At 70.3% G+C, this 26721-nt stretch carries 25 protein-coding genes and 9 pseudogenes; 13 read left to right on the top strand and 21 right to left on the bottom strand.

The genetic code is table 11. From position 1 onward, the window contains the following. From AB0A61_RS39145 to AB0A61_RS39135, 3 genes and pseudogenes are all read right to left on the bottom strand, one after another. Window positions 1-144, bottom strand: a pseudogene (locus tag AB0A61_RS39145) (IS5/IS1182 family transposase); the annotation flags it as partial. 60 nt (window positions 145-204) lie between these two features. After that, window positions 205-480: pseudogene (locus AB0A61_RS39140) on the bottom strand (IS5/IS1182 family transposase); the annotation flags it as partial. After that, window positions 443-622, bottom strand: coding sequence for a hypothetical protein (locus tag AB0A61_RS39135; RefSeq protein ID WP_361303843.1), 180 nt, complete (start codon window positions 620-622; stop codon window positions 443-445). The pseudogene AB0A61_RS39140 and the gene AB0A61_RS39135, both read right to left, overlap by 38 nt. A 241-nt stretch (window positions 623-863) precedes the next feature. On the opposite strand from AB0A61_RS39135, the gene AB0A61_RS39130 reads away from it, so the two are divergent. After that, window positions 864-2042 carry a hypothetical protein gene (locus tag AB0A61_RS39130; RefSeq protein WP_361303840.1) on the top strand — a complete coding sequence of 393 codons (1179 nt, stop codon included), beginning with the start codon at window positions 864-866 and terminating at the stop codon, window positions 2040-2042. Between the two features lie 156 nt (window positions 2043-2198). On the opposite strand, the pseudogene AB0A61_RS39125 reads toward AB0A61_RS39130, so the two are convergent. After that, a pseudogene (locus AB0A61_RS39125) lies at window positions 2199-2594 on the bottom strand (transposase); the annotation flags it as partial. 364 nt (window positions 2595-2958) lie between these two features. Here AB0A61_RS39125 and AB0A61_RS39120 point away from each other — a divergent pair. Both AB0A61_RS39120 and AB0A61_RS39115 read left to right on the top strand, forming a co-directional pair. Then, window positions 2959-3132, top strand: a pseudogene (locus AB0A61_RS39120) (acyl-CoA thioesterase II); the annotation flags it as partial. Between the two features lie 5 nt (window positions 3133-3137). Then, window positions 3138-4118, top strand: a complete 981-nt coding sequence (locus AB0A61_RS39115) for a cation diffusion facilitator family transporter (RefSeq protein ID WP_361303838.1) — start codon at window positions 3138-3140, stop codon at window positions 4116-4118. Window positions 4119-4186: 68 nt separating this feature from the next. Here the strand turns inward: AB0A61_RS39115 and AB0A61_RS39110 are convergent. Continuing rightward, window positions 4187-4345 (bottom strand): annotated as a pseudogene (locus AB0A61_RS39110) (helix-turn-helix domain-containing protein); the annotation flags it as partial. A 237-nt stretch (window positions 4346-4582) separates the two neighbouring features. On the opposite strand from AB0A61_RS39110, the gene AB0A61_RS39105 reads away from it, so the two are divergent. Further along, window positions 4583-4762 carry a hypothetical protein gene (locus tag AB0A61_RS39105; RefSeq protein ID WP_361303835.1) on the top strand — a complete coding sequence of 60 codons (180 nt, stop codon included), beginning with the start codon at window positions 4583-4585 and terminating at the stop codon, window positions 4760-4762. 348 nt (window positions 4763-5110) lie between these two features. Here AB0A61_RS39105 and AB0A61_RS39100 read toward each other — a convergent pair whose 3' ends face one another. Continuing rightward, window positions 5111-5302 carry a hypothetical protein gene (locus AB0A61_RS39100; protein ID WP_361303849.1) on the bottom strand — a complete coding sequence of 64 codons (192 nt, stop codon included), beginning with the start codon at window positions 5300-5302 and terminating at the stop codon, window positions 5111-5113. Here AB0A61_RS39100 and AB0A61_RS39095 point away from each other — a divergent pair. Next, window positions 5292-5581, top strand: a pseudogene (locus AB0A61_RS39095) (helicase associated domain-containing protein); the annotation flags it as partial. The gene AB0A61_RS39100 and the pseudogene AB0A61_RS39095 overlap by 11 nt on opposite strands. A gap of 263 nt (window positions 5582-5844) precedes the next feature. Here AB0A61_RS39095 and AB0A61_RS39090 read toward each other — a convergent pair. The 7 genes and pseudogenes from AB0A61_RS39090 to AB0A61_RS39060 all read right to left on the bottom strand — a co-directional run bounded on the left by AB0A61_RS39090 (window position 5845) and on the right by AB0A61_RS39060 (window position 12795). Continuing rightward, on the bottom strand, window positions 5845-6111 hold the full coding sequence (locus AB0A61_RS39090; protein ID WP_361303832.1) for a hypothetical protein: 267 nt from the start codon (window positions 6109-6111) through the stop codon (window positions 5845-5847). A gap of 102 nt (window positions 6112-6213) precedes the next feature. Beyond that, entirely contained in the window at window positions 6214-7314 is a 1101-nt protein-coding gene (locus AB0A61_RS39085) for an IS701 family transposase (protein WP_361303829.1), read from the bottom strand. A 237-nt stretch (window positions 7315-7551) separates the two neighbouring features. Then, window positions 7552-9671, bottom strand: a pseudogene (locus tag AB0A61_RS39080) (xanthine dehydrogenase family protein molybdopterin-binding subunit). A gap of 298 nt (window positions 9672-9969) precedes the next feature. Next, a complete protein-coding gene (locus tag AB0A61_RS39075) occupies window positions 9970-10965 on the bottom strand; it encodes a xanthine dehydrogenase family protein subunit M (RefSeq protein ID WP_361303826.1) in 996 nt (331 codons plus the stop codon). Further along, window positions 10962-11501 (bottom strand): 2Fe-2S iron-sulfur cluster-binding protein, encoded by a 540-nt coding sequence (locus AB0A61_RS39070; RefSeq protein WP_361303823.1) that lies wholly within the window; start codon window positions 11499-11501, stop codon window positions 10962-10964. The genes AB0A61_RS39075 and AB0A61_RS39070 overlap by 4 nt, the downstream gene beginning before the upstream one ends. A gap of 153 nt (window positions 11502-11654) precedes the next feature. Beyond that, a pseudogene (locus AB0A61_RS39065) lies at window positions 11655-12292 on the bottom strand (coagulation factor 5/8 type domain-containing protein); the annotation flags it as partial. A gap of 146 nt (window positions 12293-12438) precedes the next feature. Next, window positions 12439-12795 (bottom strand): hypothetical protein, encoded by a 357-nt coding sequence (locus tag AB0A61_RS39060; RefSeq protein ID WP_361303820.1) that lies wholly within the window; start codon window positions 12793-12795, stop codon window positions 12439-12441. On the opposite strand from AB0A61_RS39060, the gene AB0A61_RS39055 reads away from it, so the two are divergent. Next, entirely contained in the window at window positions 12794-13144 is a 351-nt protein-coding gene (locus tag AB0A61_RS39055; protein WP_361303817.1) for a hypothetical protein, read from the top strand. The two genes, AB0A61_RS39060 and AB0A61_RS39055, sit on opposite strands and share 2 nt — an antisense overlap. 360 nt (window positions 13145-13504) lie before the next feature. On the opposite strand, the gene AB0A61_RS39050 is transcribed toward AB0A61_RS39055, so the two are convergent. Next, entirely contained in the window at window positions 13505-13840 is a 336-nt protein-coding gene (locus AB0A61_RS39050; protein WP_361303814.1) for a hypothetical protein, read from the bottom strand. A gap of 1514 nt (window positions 13841-15354) precedes the next feature. On the opposite strand from AB0A61_RS39050, the gene AB0A61_RS39045 reads away from it, so the two are divergent. Further along, entirely contained in the window at window positions 15355-16086 is a 732-nt protein-coding gene (locus AB0A61_RS39045) for an alpha/beta hydrolase (RefSeq protein WP_361303811.1), read from the top strand. A 358-nt stretch (window positions 16087-16444) separates the two neighbouring features. On the opposite strand, the gene AB0A61_RS39040 is transcribed toward AB0A61_RS39045, so the two are convergent. The 3 genes from AB0A61_RS39040 to AB0A61_RS39030 form a co-directional block, all read right to left on the bottom strand. Continuing rightward, window positions 16445-16645 carry a transposase gene (locus AB0A61_RS39040; protein ID WP_361303808.1) on the bottom strand — a complete coding sequence of 67 codons (201 nt, stop codon included), beginning with the start codon at window positions 16643-16645 and terminating at the stop codon, window positions 16445-16447. Then, window positions 16623-16805, bottom strand: coding sequence for a transposase (locus AB0A61_RS39035; RefSeq protein ID WP_361303805.1), 183 nt, complete (start codon window positions 16803-16805; stop codon window positions 16623-16625). Before AB0A61_RS39035 ends, AB0A61_RS39040 begins: the two co-directional genes overlap by 23 nt. Before the next feature lie 205 nt (window positions 16806-17010). Continuing rightward, window positions 17011-18063, bottom strand: a complete 1053-nt coding sequence (locus AB0A61_RS39030) for an Lrp/AsnC family transcriptional regulator (RefSeq protein WP_361303802.1) — start codon at window positions 18061-18063, stop codon at window positions 17011-17013. 173 nt (window positions 18064-18236) lie between these two features. Between AB0A61_RS39030 and AB0A61_RS39025 the strand changes: the two genes are divergently transcribed. Together AB0A61_RS39025 and AB0A61_RS39020 are read left to right on the top strand one after the other, a co-directional pair. Further along, window positions 18237-18953 (top strand): SDR family NAD(P)-dependent oxidoreductase, encoded by a 717-nt coding sequence (locus AB0A61_RS39025; protein WP_361303799.1) that lies wholly within the window; start codon window positions 18237-18239, stop codon window positions 18951-18953. Between the two features lie 69 nt (window positions 18954-19022). Next, the gene (locus tag AB0A61_RS39020; RefSeq protein ID WP_361303796.1) at window positions 19023-19778 is read left to right on the top strand and encodes an amidohydrolase family protein; all 756 of its coding nucleotides are present in this window, start codon (window positions 19023-19025) and stop codon (window positions 19776-19778) included. A 4-nt stretch (window positions 19779-19782) separates the two neighbouring features. Here the strand turns inward: AB0A61_RS39020 and AB0A61_RS39015 are convergent. Both AB0A61_RS39015 and AB0A61_RS39010 read right to left on the bottom strand, forming a co-directional pair. Next, window positions 19783-20022: pseudogene (locus tag AB0A61_RS39015) on the bottom strand (transposase); the annotation flags it as partial. Window positions 20023-20141: 119 nt separating this feature from the next. Further along, window positions 20142-21101 carry an NADP-dependent oxidoreductase gene (locus AB0A61_RS39010; protein ID WP_361303793.1) on the bottom strand — a complete coding sequence of 320 codons (960 nt, stop codon included), beginning with the start codon at window positions 21099-21101 and terminating at the stop codon, window positions 20142-20144. Between the two features lie 168 nt (window positions 21102-21269). On the opposite strand from AB0A61_RS39010, the gene AB0A61_RS39005 reads away from it, so the two are divergent. Continuing rightward, on the top strand, window positions 21270-22160 hold the full coding sequence (locus AB0A61_RS39005) for a LysR family transcriptional regulator (RefSeq protein WP_361303790.1): 891 nt from the start codon (window positions 21270-21272) through the stop codon (window positions 22158-22160). 361 nt (window positions 22161-22521) lie between these two features. On the opposite strand, the gene AB0A61_RS39000 is transcribed toward AB0A61_RS39005, so the two are convergent. Next, window positions 22522-23610, bottom strand: coding sequence for a zinc-binding alcohol dehydrogenase family protein (locus AB0A61_RS39000; protein ID WP_361303787.1), 1089 nt, complete (start codon window positions 23608-23610; stop codon window positions 22522-22524). Between the two features lie 102 nt (window positions 23611-23712). On the opposite strand from AB0A61_RS39000, the gene AB0A61_RS38995 reads away from it, so the two are divergent. Continuing rightward, the gene (locus AB0A61_RS38995; protein WP_361303784.1) at window positions 23713-24606 is read left to right on the top strand and encodes a LysR family transcriptional regulator; all 894 of its coding nucleotides are present in this window, start codon (window positions 23713-23715) and stop codon (window positions 24604-24606) included. 341 nt (window positions 24607-24947) lie between these two features. Here AB0A61_RS38995 and AB0A61_RS38990 read toward each other — a convergent pair whose 3' ends face one another. Next, window positions 24948-25571 carry a TetR/AcrR family transcriptional regulator gene (locus AB0A61_RS38990; protein ID WP_361303782.1) on the bottom strand — a complete coding sequence of 208 codons (624 nt, stop codon included), beginning with the start codon at window positions 25569-25571 and terminating at the stop codon, window positions 24948-24950. A gap of 196 nt (window positions 25572-25767) precedes the next feature. Between AB0A61_RS38990 and AB0A61_RS38985 the strand changes: the two genes are divergently transcribed. Together AB0A61_RS38985 and AB0A61_RS38980 are read left to right on the top strand one after the other, a co-directional pair. Continuing rightward, on the top strand, window positions 25768-26355 hold the full coding sequence (locus AB0A61_RS38985) for a DUF998 domain-containing protein (RefSeq protein ID WP_361303846.1): 588 nt from the start codon (window positions 25768-25770) through the stop codon (window positions 26353-26355). A gap of 66 nt (window positions 26356-26421) precedes the next feature. Next, window positions 26422-26634 carry a DUF4287 domain-containing protein gene (locus AB0A61_RS38980; protein ID WP_361303779.1) on the top strand — a complete coding sequence of 71 codons (213 nt, stop codon included), beginning with the start codon at window positions 26422-26424 and terminating at the stop codon, window positions 26632-26634. Window positions 26635-26721: the final 87 nt, after the last annotated feature.

Below are 26721 nucleotides of genomic sequence, written 5' to 3'. Positions count from 1 at the left end.
CACGAACACGATCGCGGCCAGCACCTCCCGGTCACCATGCCGACGACGGCCACCACCCTGAGGCCGCACCGGCGCCTCAGGCACCACTCGCTGGAGCAGCTCCCACAATTCGTCCGGCACCAGCCGCTCAACGATCCCCACCACGGCCGACAGCCTACCTAGGCAGCCAAATGAGATGACGTCTAAGACCGACCGGCAAATGGATCACTTGAGGCGGCGTGTGGTGGGACGCTGATCCCAGCGGTAGTGAACGGCGCCGTGGCGGAGCAGCATGCGGAGAGTGACGAGTGCTGCGGCCAGGTGGAGGTAGAACGCGACGACGGTGCCGTTCTTCTCGGTGCAGCGTCGTAGCTTGCTGTAGCTGTTCATCCACGAGTGTGTTCGTTCCACGACCCACCGCTTGCCGGCCTGGATCGGGGCGGGCACGCCCTTGCGGGCGATCTCACTGGTGAAGCCCAACTCCCGGAGCGGAGCGCGGGTCGACGAGGGTGGCGCGTCCGGCGAGCTGGGCGCCGGTGGTGGTGCGGGGATTGAGGCGGTGGATTTCGTCGATGAGGACGAGTTGGACGCTGGCGGCGGTGCTGGGCGAGGTCGACGGCCGTGCCCGCAGTCCGTGGATCATGTGCCCTGATCACAGCACCGACCCTAACGGCGGGCACTGACACCGAGCCGTTCCCGTCGCGGTCATCAGCACCCACGATGCCGGCCTGCCCACTCAGCCTGCACGGCCGTGGCCAAACACGGGTCGCGGCTGCGGCCGTCGCCAAAAAAGCGGCGGCCGATGTCAGTGGGGGATGCCACCATCATCCCCGTACCGAGGCGAATCGCCGCGGCACACACCACCAACGGTCCTGGGAGGCAGGATGGCCGACGCCGCACAACCAGCCAGCCTGAAGACGACCAGACCCTCGGTTTACCTGGATCAGTGGGTGTGGGTGCGTCTGGCGAGCGCAGCGATCGGCGAACCGCGCGAGCCGACCGACCTGCAGGTGCTCGCCGCGGTACGTCAGGCCTGCAAGGCAGGTGTCGCCTTCCCCCTGTCCGCCACCCACTATCACGAGACAACCCGGATCACTCACCCCCGGCAGCGGGCAGATCTCGCCCGCACGATGGCGTCGATCTCGCATTGCCGGACTCTGTGCTCCGACAGGATCCTGCTGCGCCATCAGTTCCTCGAGGCCATGCACCTGAGCTTCGGCCGGCCGACGTTCAGACCCACACCACCCCAACCGCTGGGTATCGGGTGCGGCTGGGCGCTCGCCGGCAGGCGGCTGCAGCCGCAACTGCACGGGCCATCCGGACCCGTCGATCCAGCATCACGGCCGGGCATGACCGACTTCCTTCGCAGGGCCGCCCAGTTCACCGAGTACCAACTGTTGGCCGGCCCACGAGATGCCGACATCCCGAGGCTTCGGCAACTCGGCTACCGGCCCGAGGAAGTCGAGAAGGCAGGCCAGAGCAGAGTCGACTGGGAAATATTCTTCGCCGATCTACTGGCCGGTGATCCCGTCAGCCGCCCGGAATTGCGGGTGCGCGTCCAGGCCCGCGAAATCATCCACGAACACCACGAACTCCTTCGTGACCTGTGCGCCGAATACCGGCTGGACCTGCTGCGCGCCACCGGAGCCGATCCCGCCCGCCCCAAAGCATCGCGACCCCACATGGTCGCTTTCGCCGACCGCATCCCCTCGGTGCGCATCGCCGTCGACGTGAAGGTGGAGCTGTTCCGCAACAGAGCCAGGACATGGAACCGCAACACGGTGAACGACATCGACGCGGTGAGCCGCGCTGTTCCCTACTGCCACGTCGTCGTCCCCGACCGGGAGATCGCTGATCTGATGGGCCGGTCGAAAGCCGGGCCGCGCAACGGCACGCACGTGCTGCGCGGGCTGCGTGACCTGCCCGACGTCCTGGCCGACCTGTCCGCCCAGGCCGCGCACAGCAGCTGGGACGGCGAGGACTGGGTCAGGGACGGCGAAGAGTTCTGTATGGACCTGGCAGACCTGCGGCCGCAAGCCACCACCCCTCCCGCCAGCGGCTGACTAGTTCCGCCACCCGGGCAGGCACCTCCGCCAAGGCAAGCGCACGTGGCAGGAGCACAAGGGCGCTGCTGGCCGCCGCCGGCGAGGACGGCGTCGGCACGGCTCCTCACGGTGCCGAGCAGCAGTACGGGGCAGCGAGCGGGCCCACGAGATCCGAAGGACCCGGCACATCCGCTGGACACCGAAAGCCTCGGCGTGGGCGGAGACGAAGTCCCAGCGGCGGGTCTTCACTTCATCTCCTTGGCGAAGTACGCCGCTGCCCGGCGCAGGATCTCCCGCTCGAGCTCCCACTCCTTCTCCGCCTTGCGCAGCCGGCCGTTCTCCGCGCGCAGCCGGGCCCGTTCCTCATCCCGGCTCTCCGCACTCCGCTCGCCGTGGTTATGAGCGCGGCCCGCGTGCTCGTCGGCCTGGCGCACCCAGCTCCGCAGCGTCTCGCCGGTCACCCCGACATCCGCCGCGACCGCCGCGTACGTGCGCTTCCCGCCCGCCGCGCGGGTACAGCGCGACAGCGTCGTTCCTGAACTCCGCCGGATACGGAGACTTACGTCCCACCAGGGCACCTTCCCTTGGATCTGCAAGATCCATTGTCAGAGTGCCCACGCCACGGGGGTCGCCTCAGCCCAGAGCGGACGCGCTCGCGGCCATACGCCGTTACATCGACCAGGACCCGCTCCTCAGCGTGATGTGGCAGTCAGTTCCGACCGACATCGAAGTCACGCTCGACCGGGCAGGACAGCTGCACCTCCGGGTCATCTGTCCGACCAGATGAAGCAGCCGGCGACAGATCTCCTCCGGCCGGGGTTGCCGCGCTCGGCGAGATAGGCCTCGAGGGCCTGGACAGCGAGCGGCACCAGGGACACCCGCTTGTCGATGCCGCCCCTCACCACCCGGCCGGGGTTGCCGCGCTCGGCGAGACGCGATGTGGTTCCACCGGCCGTTCCGGGCCGACGAGTGGCTGCTGTACGACCAGAAGTCCCCGTCGGCATACGGCGGCCGCGGCCTCGGTCAGGCCCGCATCTACACGCAGGACTGGCGCCTGGCCATCTCGGTCATCCAGGAGGGCGTGGTACGGGATCCGCGGGAACACTGAGATTCATGGCGAAAGCTCTGCACCCGGACCGGCGGGACACCGGCGTCGGAAGTACCCTCACGGTCGTCGTCGCCGCCCTCGCCAACCTCGGCATCGCGATGGCCAAGGTGGCGGCCGGCCTCATCAGCGGCTCCAGCGCCATGCTCTCCGAGGCCGCGCACTCGGTCGCCGACACGGTCACCGAGGTGTTGCTGCTGACGGCGCTCAAGCGCAGCCGGAAACCCCCCGACGAGGACCATCCCCTCGGATACGGCCCCGAACGCTACGTCTGGGCGCTGCTCGCCGCAGTCGCCACCTTCGTCGGCGGCGCGGTCTTCTCCCTCTACGACGGCATCCACACCCTGACGAGGGGCGAGACGCTCGGTGACCCGCGGGTGTCGTACATCGTCCTCGCGGTCGCCTTCGTGCTGGAGGGCTTCTCGCTGCGGACCGGGGTGCGCCAGGCGCGCGGTGACGCGGACCGCCGCGGGATGCCCTTCCGGCTCTATCTGCGGCACACGCCCGACACCGCCGTGAAGGCGGTGGTTCTGGAGGACTCGGCTGCGCTGATCGGCCTGGTGCTGGCGGCGGGCGGCCTGCTGGGCGGGCAGCTCACGGGATCCGGGGTCTGGGACGGCATCGCCTCCCTGTCCATCGGCGTGCTGCTGCTGTATGTCGCCTGGGTGCTCGGCCGGTCGAACGTGGAGCTTCTCATCGGGCGGCCGCTGCCCCGGCCGGTGCGGGAGCGGATCCGGGCGGAACTCCTGCAGGTGGAGCACATCGAGGCGGTACTGGAGCTGACGACGCTGGTGCAGGCGCCGGGGGAGGCCCTGGTGGCGGCCAAGGTCGACTTCCGTGACCTATCGACCGCCGCCGAGGTCGAGTGGGCCTGCGAGCGGGCCGAGCAGCGACTGCACGAGGCGTTCCCGGCGGTGTGCCGGGTGTATCTGGACCCGACGCCCGGGCATGCGCAGCGGCGCTCCGAGGGCCTGAACCCCGGTTCGTGAAAACGGCTTGTGCGTGCGAGGGCTGGTTGGGCACATGTTCTGGCAGGAGCTCACGCTGCCCGGGATGGGACGTCCTCGGACACACCGCTGATGTGGCCCTTCTCCAGCCGCGTCCACCACTCGGTGCTGACCCCGGCCAGCACGGCGACCTCCTCGCGCCGCAGCCCGGGAACGCGGCGGCGGCTGCCGCTGGGCAGCCCGGCCTGCTTTCGCACGCCGCTCCGCAACCGGGACCCGGCAGGCCGGCCGTCGCGCCGTGACGTCGGCAGGACGTCCGTCGTTGTCCTGGCTGGTGCCGCCCCCTTGCCGCGCTGTGACGGTGCCCGGCCGAGTGCCGCGTCAGCCCACGACTGACGCGGACAGGTAGGCCCCAGACGCGCCGCGTCACTCACAGCGCCCCGCGTGTGGCCACGCCACCCAGCAGGCGCCGGATCGTGGGACCGGCCGTAAGGACGGCACGGACCATGACCTCCCCCCCACGCAAACGACCACAGCGGCGCAGCGAGATCCCCCGCGGCCCGCAGCAGGACACCGGCCTGCAGCAGATCCGCGACACCCTGCCGCCCGCGGCCGCCCCCGCACGGTCGAGCCAGCCCCGCGCCCGGTGGGCGAGGAGGTGCCACCGGAGCTGCTGGCGCTGGTGACCCACCACTGCCGCCGCATCAGCGCCTACCTCGCCTGTGCCCAGCACCTGCAGATGCTGCACGGCACCTGCATGAAGCAGTGGCAGCGGCTGGTCCTGTACGCCCTGACCGACGCGCTCGCCCACAACCACCTCAGGACCTCGACGCCGACCTGGTGCGCCGCTATCTGCAGTCCCCGGACCCCGACCGCTACATCACCTGCGAGGCCGTCCAGCACCTCGACGGCCTCACGCCGTACCCGAGGAAGCGGCCGCGCCGGGCTGGACCACCGTCGGTCGGCACGTCGCCCGCGACGGCGGCTGACAACCGGACCGGGCAGGACACCCATGCTCACCTTCGGTGGCGAGGTCACCGCGGGCGCCAGTACGCGTGTGTCTGACGTACGTCAGCGTCGATCACATCGCGCAGGAGCTCGCGATTGTCTGCGGGCAGGTGGCCGCCGAGGAGGTTCGCGGACAGCCGGTACGCCTCGGCCAGCTGTGGATCGCCGGCCGCGAGGACGCTGGAGAGCAGTGGTCCGTCCCGCCAGCTGGGCGTCAAGCCGCTCGAGGTGCCGTCTGCGGCCCCGGCCGCCGGGCGTGTGGCGGAAGGGGCCCAGCAAGGCGCAGCAAGCCTCCCAACGTGGACTCGCCGCACTCACACGGTGGTCGAACGGGAAGGCAGGCGGCCCGTACCCCGCAGCACCGTCCAGATCGCCGTCGAGCGCGAGACAGAACCGGTCCCCCTCAGCTGGGCGTATGGATCTCCAACACCCGAGCCAGGCGTGGCAAGCTCACCCCTGACCAACTGGCCGCACAACGAAAACTCGGGGTGGGGTAGGCGTAGACCTGCGACGCGACACCGGCGATCCGACAGGGCATGTGCGCTTCTCGTACGGCATACATGCGTTATGTGTACGCATGCCGTACGAGGAAGTAGGCACCTAGTACTCCAGTGCGACTTTGCGATCTACGTGCTTGAGGGAACGGAGAGTCGCCGCCGGTAGTGGCTGCGGCGTGCCGATGCCTGGTGGCTTCTGCGCCAATTTGACCAGTGCAGGAGCGCGCTCAGGGACGTGACCGGCGGGCTGAACAGTGCCCCGATCAAATGGCGGACCTCCGGGAGGTCAGGTCGACCGGCTCGACGCTTCGGGCGGGGCGGTTCGGATCCGCAGGTCTGGTCGGCCTCGCGTCGTCGGCTGCCACGGCCAGGAACGCGAGGGCGAGCATGGCCAGGGTTATGTGCCGGTGCCAGGCGGTCCAGTTGCGAACCTGATAGTGGTCCAGGCCGACCTGCCCCTTGGCTGCCTGGAAACACTCTTCTATGCACCAGCGGATGCCGGCGACGCGCACGAGCTCGGACAGCGCCACGATCCGGGGCGACCAGCACAGGTAGAAGGCGAGCTCGCCGGTGGTGGGATTGCGGCGAAGCAGCAGGTGGCGATGGTCGTCGGTGCCGATATGTACCCAGGCTCAGTCGTAGTAGCGCGGGCCCTTCGCCCCGGGACCGGCGCTCTGCCGGTTCCAGGCGGAGACGGGCAGCCGAGAGGCGACCTCGTCCGCGCGGACCAGGGTTCGGCCCTGGTTGATCCGCGCCCTGGTCGCGCAGGAGACGGCCAGCACGTAGCCGACCTCGCGGGCCTCCAGCCCGGCCCGCAGGCCGGGGTCCTGGCCGTATGCCTCGTCGCCGGTCACCCACGACGTGCTCACTCCGGCATCCAGGGCCGCCGCGATCATCTGCAGGGCGAGACGGGGCTTGGTCGAGAAGACCACGTCCTCGGGCACGCCGGCCTTGCGGCGCCGTTCGGCGTCCTGGCACCACGTGTGTTCGGGCAGGTAGAGCCGACGGTCGATCAACGCCCTTCCCCTGCTGGAGGCGTACGCGAGGAAGACGCCCACCTGGCTGTTCTCGATCCGCCCGGCGGTTCCGGTGTACTGCCGCTGGACGCCCGCCGAATCGCGGCCCTTCTTCAGGAAGCCGGTCTCGTCCACGATCAAAACGCCGTCATCGGTGCCGAGATGGTCCACGACGTAGCGGCGGACCTCGTCACGCACCGCGCCCGCGTCCCAGCGCGCACTCCGCAGCAGCCGCTGCATCGGCCCGGGACGGACATGACCCGCGTGCTCGGCCAGCCAGCCCCGCTCCACCAGCCGTTTCAGCTTCGAACGGAAGCCCTCCACCTTGTTCTTGTCCGTCGACAACCCCAGCGCTGCGCACAGATGATGCGTCCACATCGGATGCACCGCGTCCTGCATCACCTCGACGACGTCCCGGTACGAGCGCGGCAGCACATCCGCCTCAAGCCCCGGCTCCCACTGCGGCACCAGCCGCACCCCGACCGGCGATCCCGCCCGGCTCCCATCCACCGACACCGGGGCTTCCCCCGCGGCCTCGTCCACGGACGCCCTCACCGCCCCGTCGCCGGACAGGATCTCCGTCATCGTCTCCCGGGTGATCTCCAGCCGGGACAACACCGTCTCCCAGTCAGCAAGACGCCTGGTCAACTCTTCGATCTGGGAACGCAGTTCGGCGGTTTCCTCCCGCGCGGCAGCCGGTCGAGCTTCTCCAGCCACGACACCATCGCCGCATCCAAGACCATGTCTCAGAACACGACGATCCGCCGTCCGCGCACGCACGGCAACGGCGCACGGCATCACCAGCTCACTGAGGAAGAGCCGCACCCAAGTAGCCCTTGCCCAGGGTGCACAGGGACTCCCGCAGGCGTTCCTCGGCGGGGTCGTAGCCCTCGTACTCCCACAGCAGTCCCGGCACTCGGGCGGTTCCCCTTCCGGTGTCCCTCGTCGCGGTCGTCACCGTTCGGCCAGCAGGCCGGTGAGGACGCGGTCCGGGGTGAGGGGGAGTTCGCGGAACCGGATGCCGGTGGCGTGGTGGACGGCGTTGCCGAGGGCGGCGGCGGTCCCGACGATGCCGATCTCGCCGATGCCCTTGCTGCCCATGGGGTTGAGGTGCGGGTCGTCCTCCTCGATCCAGTCGGCCTCGATGCCGGGGACGTCGGCGTGGGCGGGCACGTGGTAGGAGGCGAGGTCGGCCTCGGTGAAGTCGCCGAACGGGGCGTCCATGGTGCTGCCCTCGGTCAGGGCCATGCCCAGGCCCATGATCATGCCGCCGACGAACTGGGAGCGCGCGGTGCGGGCGTTGAGGATCCGCCCGGCGGCGAAGACGCCGAGCATCCTGCGGGCCCGTACCTCGCCGGTGACGGTGTCGACGGCGACCTCGGCGAAGTGGGCGCCGAAGGCGTGCCGGGCGTACGGGGAGTCGGCGTCCGCCCGGCCGGCGGTGTCGGAACGGACCAGGAGACCCTCGGCGGGCAGCGGACCCGGGTGCTCGGCGAGCCGGGCCGCCAGGGCGGCGCACGCCTCGTGCACGGCCCAGCCCCATGAGGCGGTGCCGGAGGAGTCGCCGGCCAGCGACGCCGGGGGCAGGTCGCTGCGGCCCACCTCGGTGCGCACCCGGTCCAGGGGCGCGCCGAGGGCGTCGGCGGCGACCTGGGCGAGGACGGTGCGCGCGCCGGTGCCGATGTCGGCCGCGTTCACCCTGATGAGGAAGGTGCCGTCGGGCAGGGCCTGGGCGGTGGCGGTCGACGGCCGGATCAGGACCGGGTAGGTCGCCGCGGCCACTCCGGTGCCGATGAGCAGTGGGCCCTCGGCCCGGGAACGCGGGCGCGGGTCGCGCCGGTCCCAGCCGAAGCGGCGGGCGCCCTCGCGCAGGCACTCGGCGAGGTGCCGGCTGCTGAACGGCTTGCCGCTGCCGGGTTCCCTCTCCGGCTCGTTGCGGATCCGCAGCTCGACGGGGTCCACGCCGAGGGCCCCGGCGAGTTCGTCGACCGCCGACTCCAGGGCGTACATGCCGGGGGCCTCGCCGGGGGCGCGCATCCAGGACGGGCTGGGGACGTCCAGCGGCACCACCCGGTGGGAGCTGAGCAGGTGCTGGGCGGTGTACATGACGCGGGACGGCACCGCGGCCTGCTCCACGTACTCCCTGACGTGCGAGGTGTGCGTGGTGACCTCGTGCAGCACCGCGGTGAGGTGTCCGTCGGCGGTGGCGCCGAGGCGCAGCCGGTGCAGGGTGGGGGCCCGGTGGCCGACGACGGTGGGCATGTACCGGCGGGGGTAGGCCACCGTGACCGGCCGGCCGGTGTGCCGTGCGGCCATGGCGGCGAGGACGACGTCGGGGCGCGGGGTGCCCTTGGAGCCGAAGCCGCCGCCGACGTGCTCGGCCACCACGGTGACGTGCTCCTCGGGCAGGTCGAAGAGACCGGCGAGCACGGACTGGACGGTCGTGCTGCCCTGGCTGGAGGTGTACACGGTCAGCCGGTCGCCGTCCCAGTGCGCGGTGCTCGCGTGCGGTTCCATGGGGTGGTTGTGCAGGGGCGGCACCCGGTACTCGGTGTCCAGGCGGACGTCGGCGGCGGCGAAGGCGCCGTACGGGTCGCCGTGTTTGAGGCGGCCCGGCTGAGCGCCCCTTCGGGCTCGTAGGCGTCCGGGTGGTCGGGGCGGAGTACGACGTCGTGGTGCTCGGTGGCGTAGCCGACGCGGACGGCCCGGGCGGCGGCGCGGGCCGCCTCCAGGGTCTCGGCGACAGCCAGGGCGACGCACCAGCCCCGGTGCGGCACGTGGCGGTTCTGCAGGACGGCGAGGGTGGCGTCGTCCGTCTCGCCGAGGCGCGGGGCGTCGCCGGGGGTCAGCACGGCGAGGACGCCGGGCAGCGCGAGCGCGGCCGAGGTGTCCACGCCGGTGACCCGGCCCCGGGCCACGGCCGCCGGCACGGGCCAGGCGTGGACGCGGCCGGGCACCGGGTACTCGGCGGCGTAACGGGCGTTACCGGTGACCTTCTCCCGCCCTTCCCGCCGCCCGGCGGGCGCCCCGAGGGCGGTGCCGGTGCGCGGGGTGGGGTGGGGGTCCTGCTCCAGGGCGCCGGTACGGGGCTGCCGGCCCTCGCCGGACTCACCCGGGGCGGCGGAGGCGGCGCGGGTGACGAGGTCGTCGTGCGGCAGAGCGGCGCCGGCCCGCGGATTGTCCCGGGCCGGTCCGGTGGCCGCCGTCGGATCGGCGTGCGGCAGACCGGTCCCGGCCAGCGGATCGTCCCGGGGCAGCCCGGTGGCGGCCATCGGATCGTCGTCCGGCAGATCGGTCCCGGGCAGCGGGCCGCCGTGCTCCAGTGGGTCGTTCGCCATCGGTTCTCCTGGGGTCGGCCGGGTCCGGAAGAGGTCAGGCCGTCGCGGGTGCGGGGGCGAGGCGGTTCAGGACGTCCAGGGCGAGGTTGCGGGCGAGGGGCACCTTGTAGGCGTTGTCGCGCAACGGCTCGGCGCGGTCCAATTCCAGGGCCACGGCGCCCTCGAAGGCCTCGGGGGTCGCCGCCGCGCCCAGCAGCGCCGTCTCCGCGTGGTGGGCTCGCCAGGGCCTGTGGGCGAGGCCGCCGAAGGCGAGCCCCACCTGGTCCACGACGCCGTCCGCGACCCGCAGGACGACGGCCACGGAGGCCAGGGCGAAGGCGTACGAGGCACGGTCGCGGGCCTTGCGGTAGGCGGAGGGCACACCGGCCCGGGCGGCCGGCAGCAGGACGCCGGTGATCAGCTCACCGGGGCGGATCTCGGTGTCCCGCTCCGGACGGACCCCGGGCAGCCGGTGGAAGTCGGCCACCGGGATGCTGCGCCCGCCCTCGGCGCCGTACAGCTCGACCCGGGCGTCGAGGGCCGCCAGGGCGACGGCCATGTCGGAGGGGTGGGTGGCGATGCAGTGCGGGGAGTGGCCCAGCACGGCGTGGTCGCGGTGCACGCCGTCGCGGGCACCACAGCCGCTGCCCGGCTGCCGCTTGTTGCAGGGTTTGCCGAGGTCCTGGAAGTAGGGGCAGCGGGTGCGCTGGAGCAGGTTGCCGCCGGTCGTGGCGGCGTTGCGGAGCTGTCCGGAGGCGCCCGCGAGGAGCGCCTGGGACAGCACCGGGTAGCGGTCGCGGACCAGCGGGTGGGCGGCGAGATCGCTGTTGCGGACGGTGGCGCCTACGCGCAGCGCGCCGTCCGGCAGTTCCTCGACCGAGTCCAGCGGCAGCCGGCCGACGTCGATGAGGACGCCAGGGGTCTCCACGCCGAGTTTCATGAGGTCGACGAGGTTGGTGCCGCCGGCGAGGTAGTGGGCGCCAGGGTGGGCCGCGTAGGCCTCGACGGCCTCCTCGACGCCGGTGGGCCTGAGGTATCCGAAGCCTTTCACCCGATCACGTCCTCCACCGCCTCGACGATGCGCGGATAGGCGCCGCACCGGCACAGGTTGCCGCTGAGCCGCTCGCGGATCTCGGTCCCGTCCAGCGGCACGGGCCGGTCGGAGGGCTCCGCCGGGTCGGTGACGTGGGACGGGTGACCGGCAGTGGCCTCGGCGATCATGCCCACGGCGGAGCAGATCTGCCCGGGTGTGCAGTAGCCGCACTGGAAGGCGTCGCGTTCCAGGAAGGCCCGCTGGAGGGGGTGCGGTTCCTCGCCGTCGCCGCCGAGGCCCTCGATGGTGGTGACCTCGCTGCCGTCGAGGGTGACGGCGAGCAGCAGACAGCCGTTGACGCGGCGCCCGTCCACCAGGACGGTGCAGGCGCCGCACTGGCCGTGGTCGCAGCCCTTCTTGGACCCGGTGAGGCCCAGGTCCTCGCGGAGCAGGTCCAGCAGGACCCGCCGGTGGTCGATGAGCAGGGTATGGGGTTTGCCGTTGACCCGGAGGGTGATCTCCGAGTGCGGGTCGAGCGGTTTTTCGCTGGTCATGGCAGGGAGGGTCTTCCGGACGGGCCGTGGTGTCCGTGCACACCGCGTATCCAGGCTGCGACGCCTCACACGTCCCGGCCACTCCAGGGCACCCCGCGGCCCCCGTCGCCGGGCCGGTCGGCCGGTCCGGCGACGGGGGCGGGAAGGGCTCGGTCAGGGGCATGTGACCAGGTCGGCGACGTTACTGGTCCGGTTCGAGGGTCCTCCCGTGTTGTTCACGACGTGCTGATGGTGCCGGTGCCGCCCAGGGAGACGGTCACCATGCCGGTGAGGCGGACGCCGGGGGTGCTGGGCGCCTCGATGGCGTGGGCCGCCGTGACGGCCGGGGCGACGTTGAAGTAGCAGTAGCTGCCGAGGCCGTAGGCCTGGTGGCTGGTGACGGAGTCGGCGACCTCGTAGGCGGCGTAGCCCTGGGTGGAGCCGTTCATCCAGGCGGACTGGTTCGGCGGGTCGTAGGGCATCTCGTTCTGGAAGAAGTAGGTGCGGCCTCGGTTGCCGCTCCAGACGGTCTGGTACTTCTGGAAGTGCTCGACGAACAGTCCGTACATCGTCACGTCGTCGCCGTTGACGACGAGCCCGGTGTCGGCGGTGTTGCTGGTCCAGCCGACGCCGCTGCCGTGGTCGGCGCGCCAGATCCACATGTGGTCGCCGATGACGTTGCCGCTGTTGACGACGAGGCTGGTGGCCGCCTTGCCGGCGCCCGCGCCGCCGAGGCGGAAGTAGACGTCGTGCAGGGAGGTCGGGTCGGCCGCGTGGGAGGCGGCGGAGCCGGCCGGTCCGCCATCGACGACCTTCCGCCCTGTTTGCGACCGCCACGCTGGGAGCAGCGCCGCCGCCGGTGACCGGACGGCCTACCAACTACGCTTGGAGTAGGCAGGGGGCGACGAAGGCCCGCCGGGACGCACCCGGCGGGTCTCTGCGGTGGGTTGCTACGCGTTCACTTGGCGGCGGCCGCGTTCGTCGTCTCGTCGTCGGCCAGGGCGCACAGCATGAGCACGGAGCCGTGCTCGGTCTCCACGACGGCGGCGACGTCCAGGGCGACCAGCTCGGAGACGCGGGCCGCCGTGGCGAAGCCGAGCAGCACCAGGGCGGCGTTCCGCTTCCCGGCGAGGGTGGACCGGCCGACGCCGGCGAGCATGGCCCGGATCTGCGGAGGCTGGGCGGCGGTCGCCTGGCGGGCCTGCGCCTTCTCCTCGGCGAGTCGGTCCTTGCAAGCGTTGAGGACGGCCCGGGCGCCGCGCATGTTCGGTTTGGGGTGCCCCTGCTCGAGGTGCCAGGATGCCACGGCGGACATGGCGCGCTCGATGGTCGACGGGCCAGCCGGGCGGTTCGTGCGCGGCCGGGGCGTGACGGTCAGGTGCCGCACCCACTCCGCCATCGTCTCGCCGGACACCGGCACCGCCGTGCGGCCCTGCTCCGTGCACAAGGCGGCGAACGCCTCGTGGTCCGTGCCGTACGCCCGGCACGCTCGCCTCGATGGCGGCGACGGTCTCGGGGGAGAGCTGCCGGTCGCGGTCGGTGTGAACGGCCACCTCTGCCCGGGTCGGTCCGTCGTCCACCAGCTCCGCGTCGACGACCTCGGCGGCCGCCAGGGCGGCCAACCCTCGGCCCGCTGCGCCCATGTGGTCCTCCCTCACGTCTGACTCTGGAGAAGGAACAAGAGCCAGAGCAGATCGGAGGTACTTCGACATACGCGCACCGGAAACGATGCTACCGAGGTCGACGGCCGCCACGCGTCGGCCCGACTCCGAGCCGCGCCCGCCTGGTCGACGAGCACGGCGGCCACGCCCCCGGTGCCCTGGTCCGCTTCGGCGACGGCCGCCCGGCCGTGGTGTACGCCGTGGAGTGGGACGAGGACGGCCCGCCCGTCGCCTACCGCGTTCGGGGGTGGGGCTAATAGCACATCCGCATCCGGTTCCCGTCGACGAGCTACCCCCAAAGCCGGGGAAGAGCCCGGCGTTGGGGGCGCTCACGGGGCTGGGGGCGCTCACGGGGCTGCGGGCCTAAAGGTCAGCCGGGGGTACGTCGGGCAGGAGACGACAGAGGTCGAAGACGGTGGGATTCACGTCGGCCGCCACGAGCAGCAGCGCCAGCGGCTGTGCGCGCAGTCCGGTCACGGTCGCCCGGCGCTCCGGGCCGCTGCTGGTGGCGGGGGTGAAGAGGAGGTGGAGGCCGGTGACGTCCATGAAGGGCGTGAAGGTCAGGTCCCACTGCAGGTCGGTCACCTGCGGTGGCAGCGCGTCGACGGCGGCGCGTAGCGGGGGCAGGGTATCGAAGTCGATCTCTCCGCAGAGGGAGATGTGTGCGGAGGTGCCGTCGATCGTGGTGGTGATGTTCATGCTGGGCGTGCCCCCTTCCGGGGGTTGGTGAGCCCAAAGGCGAAGCACCCCCTTGAGAGGTGTACGACGATGGCGGGGGTCGGGTGCCCGGGGTGGGGGCAACGCCCGAATGCCCCAAAGACCGGCAGCCAGGGACGCCGGTCGGTCTCGTTGTCTCCCCCCACCGTGACACAGATACGCCCGAAGCCACGACTGCCAGTCCCCAAGGGCCCGCGCACTGGTGTGGTCGTGTGGACCTTCGCCTCGCCTCATCTGCGGGGGCTCGCAGAATCCGGCCACCTGTCGTACCTTCCGCGGCACCGCCCGACGGGAACCAGCCAATTCCCGTACCCGCTGATGAGAGGTATCGAGACCTGACTAGATGTGACTAGATGACGCTCGATGAGTTCCTTTGAATGCCCTTCACTTCATCGCGGGTGACCTGGGCAGATGCCTGCCATGGTCGAGATTGCGAGCGGCCCGTGCTGCGGCTGATCTGCTCCCCTGGCGTGTTCTCGTCCGGCACGGGAGGCAACGCGAGGCTAAATGTGGCGGATAGCACAATCAGAGAAGTAGAGGCCGGCGTTCCGCCGGGTTCATTGGGTGTTCCGCTGCATTAGCGAAGCACTGGCGAGTATTGGCGAACACAGTAGAACGGACGCTCCGTCACCAGCCATGCGCGCGGGCTGAGTCGGGGGGTCCTAGCACTCATCGGCTCTACCAGAGCCTCGTACACTTCTCGGCAAGCAGAAGGAGCCCAACCCCAGCGCGAGTTTCCTGCGCCCAGCGCCAGGAGGGCTCCCTGCGGATGTCCCGTCCGATCAGGCAGTTGAAAGGAAGTGCAAGGAACATCGTGAGCAAGGCTAGCAACGACCAGGAGGGAATGCACCCGTGGGTGCATCGGTTGCGGCACCTGCGTGAGTGGGCTGCATCGAAGACTGCACGGTATGGCCGCGATGCAAAACGCCAGTTCATCCGCGGTGCCTCGTACAGCGTCGGTAGCGGCGCCGTCAGCATCTTGTTCCTCTTGTGGGAGCGCCGGCACTAGCAGCCGGACCCGGGAGGCCCCTACCCATGACCTCCAGGGCATCACCGTCGGTGGCGACGTCGACCAGGTACGGAGACACTTCGCCGTCGTCCACGCGTTCCACGGTGATCTGCGGCGCCTCCCCGGGCGCGGCAGGCCGATCCGATTCACCCCTGAGAAACGGATGGACCGATCCTCGGCTGGCTGCTGATCGACCGGATGTCGGTGTACGCGTGAAGCTGCTCGACTTCGTACGCGGCTACATCCACAGCATGCAGCGCTTTGCGGGATCGGAGGTGTGGGCTTCGCTAGTGCCGCATCAGACAACGTTCGCCCTGTCGGCATCCCTGCCCGGGCCAGGGTGGAGTCCTTCGTGATACGTTCCTGCCGCCGTGCACTGCTGCGAACTGAGGTGGTGAGACCGATCAACGCTTTGACAGGTCGGGCCTCCCTCCCTCGCATGGCCTAGGGAGCGCCCGCAGAGGCATCCCGAAAGGCATGAACCGCTATGCGCTTCATATCTGACACGTCGTCCGACGGCGTCCGCGAACAGCTCTTCACCCTCGGCGACATTCCTGGCGTGTTGTGGACGCCAGAAGGTGCCGTCGCCACTCGTCCGCTCGTCTTGATGGGACACGGTGGCGGTCAGCACAAAAAGGCCCCCGACGTCCTGGCTCGTGCACGCCGCTTCGTGACCGAATGCGGTTTCGCGGTCGTGGCGGTCGACGTTCCCGCCCATGGCGACCGGCCGAAGGTTGAGGCGTACGACCGGATCGCGACTGAGAACCAGGCTCGCGTGGAAGCCGGTGAAGAGTTGGCCCCGCTGATCGCCCACTTCCAGGCGCTCGTGGCCCGCCAGACCGTGCCGGAATGGCGGGCGGTCCTGGACGCGGTTCAGCAACTCGAGCACGTAGGCGCCGGCCCGGTGGGTTACTGGGGGGTTTCGCTGGGATGCGGACTCGGTGTTCCGTTCGTCGCTGCCGAACCGCGGGTCCGCGCGGCGGTACTGGGCTTGGGCGGGGTGCTGGCGTCGGCCGAGGCCGCCGCGCGGATCACCGTCCCAGTGGAGTTCTTGGTGCAGTGGGACGATGAGCGGGTGCCGCGGGTTCAGAGCTTGGCGCTGTTCGACGCCTTGGCCTCGGCCGAGAAAACGTTGCACGCCAACCCCGGCAAGCACGGGGAGATCCCGGCATTCGAGCTGGAGAGCACGCTGAGGTTCTTCGCCCGGCACCTCGGCTGATACCGCCGCCTGCAGTCCGCGACGCGCCGATCGGGAACCGGATCCCGATCGGCGCGTTCACTGAAACTGGTCGGCGTGGCCGACAGAGTTCAGGTTCGACACATCGACGATGACGAGGGACAGCGCCTGCTGCGGATCATCCGCAGAGGCACCGGGTCAGTGGTGACATGGCGGCGGGCCCATCCAATGGCACACCGCACGCAAGGACCAGCTGCGCGCCACCGCCGCCCGCTTCTGCGCACCGGCTCTTTGCACACCGCGGGATCCTGTACCACGGCTGGACTTCGGCCCTCATCAACCGTGCCCGCCGAGGCCGCCGTAGCACGCTCGCCCGCCCGGCAGGAGGTGGAGTCGATGTTCACACGGCCCATTCGCGCCTGCGCTGCGCGCTCTCCGCTCCTACCGCCTTGGCCAGGGCCCCTTCGGGATCGGCGGCGCCGACCTCGATGTGTAACTCGGGCAGGATCTGCCGCCACGTTGCATCCGCCGACCAGCGGCCATGCCGTTCATAGATGCTCTGCCAGGGGCCGTACCGCTCAGGCAGGTGCGGCCAGGGCACCCCCGGTACGGGCCCGGAACAGCACTCCGTTGATCACTTTGCCGTGATCGGACCACTGCCCGCCAGGCTTGCCGTTCGCGGGCAGTAACGGCTCGAACTTCTGCCACTGCGCGTCCGTGAGCTCGTGTCGCCGCACCATGACGGAGTTGACGGCCGCCATCGGCCTGCGTCCGGCCAGCGGTGCGGACGGGATTTTAATGCCCCCAGTCGCATGAGGCCATCGTTCTTCCGCGGTCGCGGCTCGGCACGAGATGAGCGCCGAGGCCGTGGCCGCCCTTGAGTCGCGGCGCGCCTCTTACGACTCGCGGTGGAAGACGCCTCAGCAGGTTCGGCACCCGTCGAGCGGCTGGTCGCGGCACAGCCTCTCAGCGTCGCGCGCGAGCGCTGGACGGCTCGACGAGGCGATCGTCCAAGAGGCGGGTGCCAGCCTGTTTGACGTACTTCAGCACGGGTGAGACCTCCATGCTCTGCAGTCCGGTCAGGGACCCGATGCGTTCCGAGGTGAACTCGAACAGTTCGTCGAGGTCCCGGGTGTGTGCGACGGCATGGATGTTCCAGGGCCCGGAGATGGCTGCGGCGAAGGCGATCTCGGGTTCCTGCGCGAGTGTGCGGCCCGCGCTCTTCACCGCCGACGGGTGCACGCGAAGCCAGAGGTGCGCGCGAGCGTGATAGCCCAAGGCTGCTGCGGCGATCTCGACGTCGATGTGGACGACGCGATGCTGGAGCAGAGCCTCAAGGCGCCGCGAGGCGCGTCCCGGAGTGAGGTCTGCGGCTGTGGCGAGATCGACGAGACTGGCACGGCCATCTGCGGCGAGCGCATCGAGCAACTTCTCGTCCTCGGGGGTGAGGCGCAGTGGCTCGCGGGTGACGACCGGAGACTCGGTGAAAGGGGGCCCGCCGCTCCCCAACGCTGCTTCCTCCCGAGGGGACAGTGTGCCCTGCAGGGCGGACCAGTAGTGGCCGCGACCTCCGAGGAACTGCCGGAGCATGGCGAAGGCGTTGATGTCGATCACCGCCGCGGTGCGGGGAAGCCGCTGCACCAGGAGATCCTCGCGCTGTTCCCGCGTCCGGGATTGCGTCGCGCAGGTGACCTCACAACCCGCCGCACCCAGGGCTACCCAGTTGATGTCGTCACGCTTGGCGAGCGCGTCGGCGATCGCCGCGACACTGCCGGGACGGCAGCGCAGCCGCACCAGCCACCTGCTCTGCCCCAGGGCACCCGGGTTCACCACGCCGGCCACGCGGATGACGCCGTCGGCGCGTAGCCGGCGATACCGGCGGTTGACGGCCCCCTCGGTCAGACCGAGGGCGGTCGCGATCGCGGCGAACGAAGCCCGTGGAGCGATCTGCAACGCGCGGATGATTCGCACATCGTCGGGCTGAATCGAAGCGGATTCCGTCATGAGCGCCCTTGTCATGTCGCCGATCCTACAAACGAGCCCTCGTAGCTCGCCTGCGATGCGGTGTGGACGAAACACTTGAACCGCACGGGTTGAAGGGCCGCGGCAGCGGGCACCCCCCTGTGCCGATCCCGGGGCCTCGACCGATGCCCGAACGGAGTCCAACGCTCGAAGAACGGAGATGACGCTGCATGTCATCGACCCCCACTGAACAACACCCACCGACCGCTCTCATCGTCGGGGCCTCGCGCGGCCTCGGTCACGCGATGGCGGCGGAGTTCTTCGGCAGGGGCTGGAACGTCGTCGGCACCGTTCGCGACACCACTGCCCGAACGCCGCTGCACGACCTCGCGGACCGCGCCGACGGGCGGGTGACCATCGAGCATCTCGACATCAACGACCCGGGCCACCTGCCCCCGCTGCACGCACGTGTGGCGCACCGCCGACTAGACGTGCTCTTCGTCAACGCGGGCACGACCAACAATGAGCAGACGCCCATCGGCGGGGTTGCGACGGCCGACTTCATCGACGTGATGGTCACCAACGCGCTGAGCCCCATGCGCGTCATTGAAGCCCTCGAAGACCTGGTGTCCCCGGCGGGACTCATCGGGGCGATGTCCTCCGGACAGGGCAGCATCACGAACAACGCGACGGGAGGCCGCGAGGTCTACCGGGGGAGCAAAGCAGCCCTGAACATGTTCCTGCGGAGCTTCGCGGCCCGGCAGGGGGAGACGCGGCGCGCCTTCGTGCTCATGGCGCCGGGCTGGATACGCACCGCCCTGGGTGGTCCGGACGCGCCGTACACCATCGAGGAGACCGTCCCCTTGCTGGTGGACGTCCTGCTCTCCCGACTGGGCACGCCCGGCCTGGCATATCTGGACCGCTTCGGCCAGACCGTCCCCTGGTGATCCCTGCGGCCCACCCCAGCACTCACCGCTCGCCACCGGCCGACTTGGAGCGGCCTCAAGGAGGAGATCGTGCCGATCATCGCCATCGAAGAACACTGGAGCATGCCGGATCTGACGGCTGCCCTCCACGCCCTGCCGCACCCGGATGAAAAACTCGTTTTCGGGGAAATGGACGACAACCAGGAGCGCTTGGAGGACCTGGAGGCGGGCCGGATCGCGGCGATGAACGCGCAGGGTATCGACGTGTCGATCCTCGCCCTGACACCGCCGGCAACCCAGTCGCTGCCACCCGGCGAAGCCCTGGCGCTGAGTCGCGCCGCGAACGACGTGGCCGCGGCGGCCGTCGCCCGAAACCCTGCCCGTCTTCGCTCGATGTCCACCCTGCCCATGTCCTCACCGAAGGACGTCCCGGCCGAGCTTGAAAGAGCCGCGAGTATGGGGCGCGTGGGAACCATGGTGTACGGCCGATCAGGGGACCTGTTTCTCGACGATCCCGTCTACGACGATTTTTTCGGCGTGGCCTCGGAACTCGGTCAGCCCGTGTTCATTCATCCCCAACTGCCATCGCGAGCTGTCCGTTACGCCTCATACCGAGGATTCGACCCCATGACGGAGCTCGCCCTGGCCACTTTCGGCTGGGGATGGCACCTGGACGCCGCAACAGCAGCCTTGCGGCTGATCCTCCGAGGTACTTTCGACCGTCATCCCGACCTTCAGATCGTGCTCGGTCACTGGGAGAGACGTTGCTTTTCTGGCTCGATCGGGCCGACAGCATCTCCCGGACCGCCGGCCTGCAGCGCTCCGTGTCCGACTGCGTCCGATTGAATTTCCACATCACCGTCTCCGGGAACCGGCGATGGGCGGTCGACTTCGAGACGCCGAAGCATGGTGGCAGAGCACGCCATGCGCAACCGCTGACCAGGACGTAGATGATGGCCGCGAACAGCGTCTCATCAGGCGTGTCCTGCGTTCCACCGCCCTGAGGCCGCACCTTCGACGGCGGGATCAACGGCTTCGCGATCTCCCATAATCCGTCCGGAACAATCCAACTCCACGTTCCCCGCCCCATGCCCAGACCAACGACCGCCTCACCACGTAGGACACGGTCTTAGGTGCCGCGTATTCGACGCTGGGGCCGGCGAGTCATCAGCTTGAGTGAGGGCCCTGTGTCGTTGTCCGGGTCCTGGCTCAGCCGACCTGCAGCACGGTCTTGCCGCATAGCCGCGCGGTCCGGAGGTCGCCGGCGAGGGCTCGCGGTGCTTCCCCAAGGGGAAGCACCGTGCCGATGACAGGCCGGATGCTGCCTGCGGTGACGAGCTTCGTGAGTTCGCCGAGCCGCTCCGGCTTTCGGTCGAGCGAGTAGTTCGCGGCGTGGATGCGTGCGTCGGCCATGAGTTGGTCGTCGAGACCGAAAGCGGTCGACAGCAGCGCACCGCCGTCCTTCACCGTGCCGGCCAGGCTGCTGGTGAGTGAGCGGTCGCCGACAAGGTCGAGGACCGCGTCGAGACCCTCGGGTGCGAGCTGGCGTAGAGCCTGGTCGAGGGGCTGCGCCCCACGGACGACGATCTCGGTGGCGCCGAGCTCGCGTACCTGCTCGGCGTGCTGAGCGGACGCCGTGGCGATGGTCCGGATCCCGCGGGCTGCTGCGGCCTGCACTGCGAACGTGCCGACACCTCCCGTGGCGCCGATGATGAGCAGCGTGCCGCCCTCGGGCACCTGTGTGTGCTCGATCGCGCCGAGCGCGGTCATGCCGGCGGTCGGCAGCGCGGCGGCCATGTGGCTCGCCATCCCGGTGGGGATGGTTGCCAGCGCGCCGAGCGCGGGCTCTGCCTGGACGACGCAGACCTCGGCGAAGGTCCCGAAGTGCAGTGGCTGGCTCCAAAACTGGCCGACGACACGGTCGCCAACGCGGAATCGGGTCACGTCGTCACCGATCGCGGTCACGGTGCCGGCACCGTCCAGGCCGAGCGTGAGCGGGAACCGGTACTCCCCGAGCCATTCCAGCGCGCCGGACGCGATGGCCACGTCCAGCGGGTTGATCGCCGCCGCCTCGATGGTGACCTGTAGCTGGCCGAGGCCGGGTTCGGGCACGGGCAGCTTCCTGAGCTCCGGGGTGTCGCCGAAGCGCTCGATGCTGATGGCTCGCACGTGTCTCTCCGTTCTGCCGCGGGCCGTTCGCCCTGCGGCGACACCAGCGTGCGGTCAAGGCGAGGCCCAGGGGAACGACCGATCCGGCAGCCATTAGGAACAAGAAGGTAGTAATCCTGATGCCGAGCAGGTCGTAGTGTGTTCTCCATGGCAGTGGAGTCCCGGGCCTTGCGGTACTTCGTGGCGGTGGCCGAGGAACGCAGCTTCACCCACGCCGCGAGGCGGCTCGGCATCGCCGGCCCCGCGCTGTCGCGAGCGATCCGCAACCTTGAGACCGAACTCGGCGTACGCCTCCTGGAGCGGTCCACGCGCGTGGTGGAGCTGACCGAGCCCGGCGCAGTGCTGCTGACCCATGCGCGGCCTGCCCTGGAGGCTCTCGACGCGGCGGCCCGACGCGCCGTGCGGGCCTCGGCACCGCATCGCAGCCTGGTGCTCGCCGTGAAGGCGGACGCGGACGGGGGCCTGCTCGAAGCCATCCTCGCCGCGGTGGCTGCCGAGCCCGACACCAGGCCGGTCGCCGTGCGCCTGTGCGGATGGCGGGAGCACACGCGGCTACTGCGGGCGGGAGACGCCGATGCGGCGCTCATGTTCGAGCCCTACGATCCGGACGGCATCGACGCGGATGTCGTCGCGGTCGAGCCGCGCGTGGCGGCGCTGCCCGTCGACCATCCACTTGCCGGAGCTGGCCGGGTACGGCTCGCCGATCTCGGAGTCGCCCCGGCGGACGTCCTCGAACGGGTGGAGCGCGACATCGGCGAGCACGGGGTCCAAGGCCTCGCGCAGCTGCTCGCGCTCATTGGCCTCGGCCAGACGATGACCGTGCTACCGCGATCGGTCGCAGCCCAGTACCCGCGACGCGCGGTGTCCTACGTCCTCATCGAGGATTGCCCTCCCGCCGCACTGGTTATCGCCTGGCCGGAATGCTCCCGCAGCCGCGGCGTGGCCGCGCTGGTACGCGCGGCGGCGGCCGTCGCGCAGTCGCGTGGCATCGGTGCTGCATCAGACAGGACGACCGGACAACTGGAATCCTGCGGTGTCGCCCCACCAGCCGAGCCATGATGGCCGCGCAGCGGCCCCGAGCATTGGCTGACCCGTGCTGCTACTGGTCGTTCAGGTCCTCCGTTGTGGGAGGCAGCGACTGCGAGACACCGTCAGGCCAGAAGAGTTGGGCCCGACGGGCGTGCTCGCGCTCCAGCGGAAGGCCGCGTTCGGGGGGTGCTCTCGGATGGTCGAGCCACCACCTGATCGGGTCCGATGGTGGTGGCCGCACTGGCAGCCCCTTCTACGGTAGGGCGGTGTGAGGCCCCACACGACAGGGCCTACCATCGCTCAGCACGCTCTCCGACCAAACCGGGCAGATCCCCCGAACGACGCCGCCCTGGGGGGCGTGGCGCTGGCATATGGGGATCAGCCGGTCTTGTCAGGGAGCCGGTGGGGTGAGGGTGGTGCGGTCGAACGGGCCACCATGTGAGGCGGCGTAGGTAACGGCGTCGTTGACGGCGTTGAGGCCGAACGACCGGACCCGTTCGGCGGCGAGGTCAAGGCGGCCGGAGGCGAGGAGCCTGATGATGCCGACGTTCGCTGTACGCGGGTACATCCACTGGCCGCGCACGGTGATCGAGTTGCGCATGATCCATGGGTACGGGAGGGCGAGGTCGTCGCCGCCGAGCATGCCGACGCCGCCCATGAGGACGACGCGGCCGTATTCGCGCACGGTCATGGCTGCCGTGCGCGCTGCCGAGCTGGGTGCGCTCGGCGGTAGCAGGTCGATCACCATGTCGATCGGGCCGTCGGCCGCCGCGGACATCGCCGCGCGGTCGCCGGCGTCGTCCCCGGTGAGCGGGACCGGGCGCACGAGCGGACCGAATCGGTCGGCGAGGAGGTCGAGCGCGGCCTGGTTGCGGCCTGGGGCGACCACGCGGCCCGCCCCCATGGCGAGCGCGACCGCAACCGCACTGCTGCCGAGGTTGCCGGTGGCCCCGTTGACGAGCAGCGTCTCTCCGGCTGCGAGCCCGCCGGCCATCAGCCCGCCATAAGGGATGACGTGCACGCCGAGCGCGGCCCAGCGGGCCGGGTCGTCCCCCGCCGCTGCGGGGAGCGGGAAGACGTTCTCCGTCGGGACCCGCATGAGCTCGGCGAACGATCCGTCGTGCAGGTACCGGGCGAGGCGCGCGCCGCCCTCGCCGCGGGAACTCCAGCCCTGGAGCGTGATATCGGGCGTCAGGGCGTCATCCCGCGAGCGCACCGTCGAGTCGCACCACACCAGGTCGCCGGGGCGCAGCCGGGTGGCGTCCGGGCCCACGTGGACGACCCGTCCCACGCCGCCGATCCCGGGCACGACGGGAGGGACCAGGGGATAGTTCCGCTCGCCGCTGAAGACCTCAGCCGCGTAGGGCGCCACGCTGGCGGCGAGGACCTCGACCACCACCTCGCCGCCGCCGGCCTCGGGGTCGGGCACCTCCCGCACCGTGAGCGGGGCACCGAACTGCGTCAGAACTGCTGCTCGCACGTGATGACCTCCGTGTTCGTCCGTGTTCGTCGGGATCGACACTAGGAACCCGGCGGGCATGCGGGAAGCGACGATCAAGCATCCGTGGTATGCGTATGCCGCATGGACATCTCCAGCACGGGCCTACGGGTCCTGCGGCAGATCGCCGAGTCCGGCAGCTTCACCGCAGCAGCCACCCGGCTCGGCTACACACAGTCGGCGGTCTCACGCCAGGCCGCCGCCCTCGAACGAAGCGCGGGCACCGCCCTGTTCGAACGCCGCCCCGATGGAGTGCGGCTCACCCCCGCGGGTCTGACCCTGCTGCGCCACGCTCGCACGATCCTGGACTGCCTGACGGCAGCCGAGCGCGACCTCACCGGCACCGTCCCGCGGACCGAACTCGTGCGGCTCGGACTGTTCCTGAGCGCGGGCGCGGCCATCCTGCCTCGCTCACTCACCCGCCTCGCGGCGACCGACCCGCAGATCACGGTCACGACTACCGAGGGCACCACGCCCTCCCTGGTCCGGGCACTGCGCGCGGGCTCGATCGACCTCGCCGTACTGACGTCCCGCCCGCCCCACCGGCCTTTGGACGGCGAGTCGCCGCGCCTGCACACCGAGACCGTTACGGACACCGAACTGGTCGTGGCGGTGCCTTCGACCGGAGAGTTCGCCGGCCGCACCGCGGTGCACGTCGACGAACTGATCGACGCCCCGTGGATTGCCGCCCCGGCGTCGAACGCCGAGCCACTGCTCGGTGTCTGGCCTGGCCTGCCCGGACGGCCAGACATCGTCCACTGTGCGCGCGACTGGCTGACGAAGCTTCAGCTGGTCGCCGGTGGCTTCGGGGTGACAACGGTGCCCTCGCGGCTCTCGCCGGTGCTGCCGCCCGGGGTGAGCCTGCTGCACGTCGAAGGCGCACCTCCCGAGATCCGCCGGGTTCTCGTGGCGCGGCTCCCCGGCCGCCCCACCCCGGCGATCACAGCCGTCACCCGAGCAATCGCCTCGACCACCTGATACGTGCCGCCGGCCGTCAGATTCGGTGCCGTAGCCCGCCGAGGGCGCGCACCATCACGTGTACCTCGGCAATAGCCAGGGCCCTTCCAGCGGGAGCACCCCGCTGCTGCCCGTGCAAGTACCCCAGTGACGTCGAAACTCGTGAACATAACCAGGCCGTAGATCTGGGTGCCTCCCAGACCCGTGAACAACTGACTTCACGGGCAGCACTTGTTCGCGGGTTTGGGAGGCAGTCGGCTTTCGCTGAGAATCGAAATGTTCACGGGCTGGACAGCACTGGCGATCGGGCCGGTGCCCTGGGGCGTGCGCGTCGCCGGGGGAGTCCGGTTCGGCGGCGGGGGTCAGCGGTATGCGGCGAGGAAGGTCCGGACGCCCGCGTCGGCGTAGTGGTCGAGTTCGGGCTGGGTGTGCTGTGGGCTGCCGTGGAACATGGCCTTGTTCACTGGGATCCACAGCAGCAGGCCGGAGAAGTGGTTGGCGGCCAGAAGGGGGTCGTCGATCCGCAGCAGGCCCCGGTCGGCCAGGCGGTGGAAGGTGTCGGCCAGGGTGGCCAGTACCCGCTCAAAGCCCTGCTCGTACCAGGTGGCGCCCAGGTCGGGGAAAGCATCGGCGTTGGCGATGATGAGGCGCCGCAGCTGGAGCACCTGGGGCTGGGTGAGGGTGGTCAGGAACTGGCGGGCCAGTCGAAGCAGGTTCTCCTCCAGTGTGTCCGCGTCGGCGGGGATGCCGGCCACCAGATCGATCACGGCCTCGATCCGGTCGGTGGTGGCCAGGACGATCTCGGCGAACAGCTTCTCCTTGTCGGCGAAGTGCTTGTACACCGTCTGCTTGGAGACGGCGGCCAACTTGGCGATGTCGTCCATGCTCGTGCCGGCGTAGCCCTTCGCCATGAACACCGCTGTCGCGGCCTCCATGATCGCCTGGTGCTTGCGGGCCGAGCGGCCGCCGGGTTCATTTGCTTCCATGTCTCCTCCTCCGAGGAGAGTACTGGACAGTCCAGTTCCTTCGTTAGTACTGTACCGTCCAGTTCTCGGTACTGGACAGTCCAGTTCTAAGTCCTGGTTGAGGGGGATTCGTATGACCCAGGCAATCCGCATACCGGCTACGGGCCGTGCTGCCTCGGCTCCGTTCGTCACCCGCGCGCTACTCGCCTGCGGGGCGGTGGCAGGACCGCTGTTCCTGTCTGTGGGGGTGCTCGAGGGCTTGACGCGTACCGGCTTCGACTTCAGCCGAAATGCCATCAGCCAGCTCAGCCTCGGTTCACTTGGCTGGATCCAGGTCGCCAGCTTCCTGGTCACCGGCGCGCTGGTCACCGCTGGCGCGGTGGGGTTGCGGCGGGCGATCGGCCGCACCGCCGGCGGCACCTGGGTGCCGCGCCTGGTCGGCGTCTTCGGGGCGTCCTTCCTGCTCGCAGGCGTCTTCAAGGCGGACCCCGGTGCGGGCTTCCCGGCCGGTACACCGGACGGTCAGGCCGCGCTGAGCGGGCACGGAACGGTCCACATGCTCAGCGGCACGGTGGGCTACCTCGCGCTGTGCGCCGCGTTCCTCGTGCTGGCCCGACACTTCGCCGCCCACGGCCGGCGCGGCTGGGCCCTGGCCTACCGCCTGCTGCCGCCAGTGGTCATCGCCGGGTTCGCCGCCTCCGCCACGATCGTGGCGGCCTTCACCGCCGCAGCCGGCCTCGGCCTGCTCGCGCTCACTGCAGCCACCGCCCGGCTGGCCGGCCCCGCACCGACCTCACGGCGGTAGTGGCTCCAACTCCCGCTCGCACGGCAACGCCAGGCCACCGCACTCAGACAGACAGGATGGTTCGTCATGACCGCACCGGTGAAAGGCCCCGCCAGCTACTTCCCGTCGATCGAGAAGAAGTACGGCCGCCCGATCGAGGAGTGGAAGGAGTTGATCAGCGCCTCAGCCCTGACCAAGCACATGGAACTGGTCGCATGGCTCAAGGCCGAGCACGGCCTCGGCCACGGGCATGCCAATGCCCTTGTCGCCCACACCCTCGCCGAGCGCGCCAGCAACTAGTGCCCCGGCAGGCAACGTTCGCCCCGTCGCGACGCCCGGCACGCACTCTCGCCGCACCGGCCGAAAGCCCAAGTACGTCCAGTACGA

The sequence above is a fragment of the Streptomyces sp. NPDC046197 genome, from assembly GCF_040646295.1.
Taxonomy (GTDB): Bacteria; Actinomycetota; Actinomycetes; order Streptomycetales; family Streptomycetaceae; genus Streptomyces.
The sequence above is the reverse complement of the archived record's forward strand: the minus strand, read 5'-3'. Positions and strand labels throughout refer to the sequence as shown.

What these genes read in the sequence shown, in the direction of transcription:
- AB0A61_RS39135 (WP_361303843.1), bottom strand. Translation starts at nt 622, where the DNA reads ATGATCCACGGACTGCGGGCACGGCCGTCGACCTCGCCCAGCACCGCC.
- AB0A61_RS39130 (WP_361303840.1), top strand. Translation starts at nt 864, where the DNA reads ATGGCCGACGCCGCACAACCAGCCAGCCTGAAGACGACCAGACCCTCG.
- AB0A61_RS39115 (WP_361303838.1), top strand. Translation starts at nt 3,138, where the DNA reads ATGGCGAAAGCTCTGCACCCGGACCGGCGGGACACCGGCGTCGGAAGT.
- AB0A61_RS39105 (WP_361303835.1), top strand. Translation starts at nt 4,583, where the DNA reads ATGACCTCCCCCCCACGCAAACGACCACAGCGGCGCAGCGAGATCCCC.
- AB0A61_RS39070 (WP_361303823.1), bottom strand. Translation starts at nt 11,501, where the DNA reads ATGACCAGCGAAAAACCGCTCGACCCGCACTCGGAGATCACCCTCCGG.
- AB0A61_RS39055 (WP_361303817.1), top strand. Translation starts at nt 12,794, where the DNA reads ATGGCGCGCTCGATGGTCGACGGGCCAGCCGGGCGGTTCGTGCGCGGC.
- AB0A61_RS39060 (WP_361303820.1), bottom strand. Translation starts at nt 12,795, where the DNA reads ATGTCCGCCGTGGCATCCTGGCACCTCGAGCAGGGGCACCCCAAACCG.
- AB0A61_RS39050 (WP_361303814.1), bottom strand. Translation starts at nt 13,840, where the DNA reads ATGAACATCACCACCACGATCGACGGCACCTCCGCACACATCTCCCTC.
- AB0A61_RS39045 (WP_361303811.1), top strand. Translation starts at nt 15,355, where the DNA reads ATGCGCTTCATATCTGACACGTCGTCCGACGGCGTCCGCGAACAGCTC.
- AB0A61_RS39035 (WP_361303805.1), bottom strand. Translation starts at nt 16,805, where the DNA reads ATGGCGGCCGTCAACTCCGTCATGGTGCGGCGACACGAGCTCACGGAC.
- AB0A61_RS39030 (WP_361303802.1), bottom strand. Translation starts at nt 18,063, where the DNA reads ATGACAAGGGCGCTCATGACGGAATCCGCTTCGATTCAGCCCGACGAT.
- AB0A61_RS39025 (WP_361303799.1), top strand. Translation starts at nt 18,237, where the DNA reads ATGTCATCGACCCCCACTGAACAACACCCACCGACCGCTCTCATCGTC.
- AB0A61_RS38995 (WP_361303784.1), top strand. Translation starts at nt 23,713, where the DNA reads ATGGACATCTCCAGCACGGGCCTACGGGTCCTGCGGCAGATCGCCGAG.
- AB0A61_RS38990 (WP_361303782.1), bottom strand. Translation starts at nt 25,571, where the DNA reads ATGGAAGCAAATGAACCCGGCGGCCGCTCGGCCCGCAAGCACCAGGCG.
- AB0A61_RS38980 (WP_361303779.1), top strand. Translation starts at nt 26,422, where the DNA reads ATGACCGCACCGGTGAAAGGCCCCGCCAGCTACTTCCCGTCGATCGAG.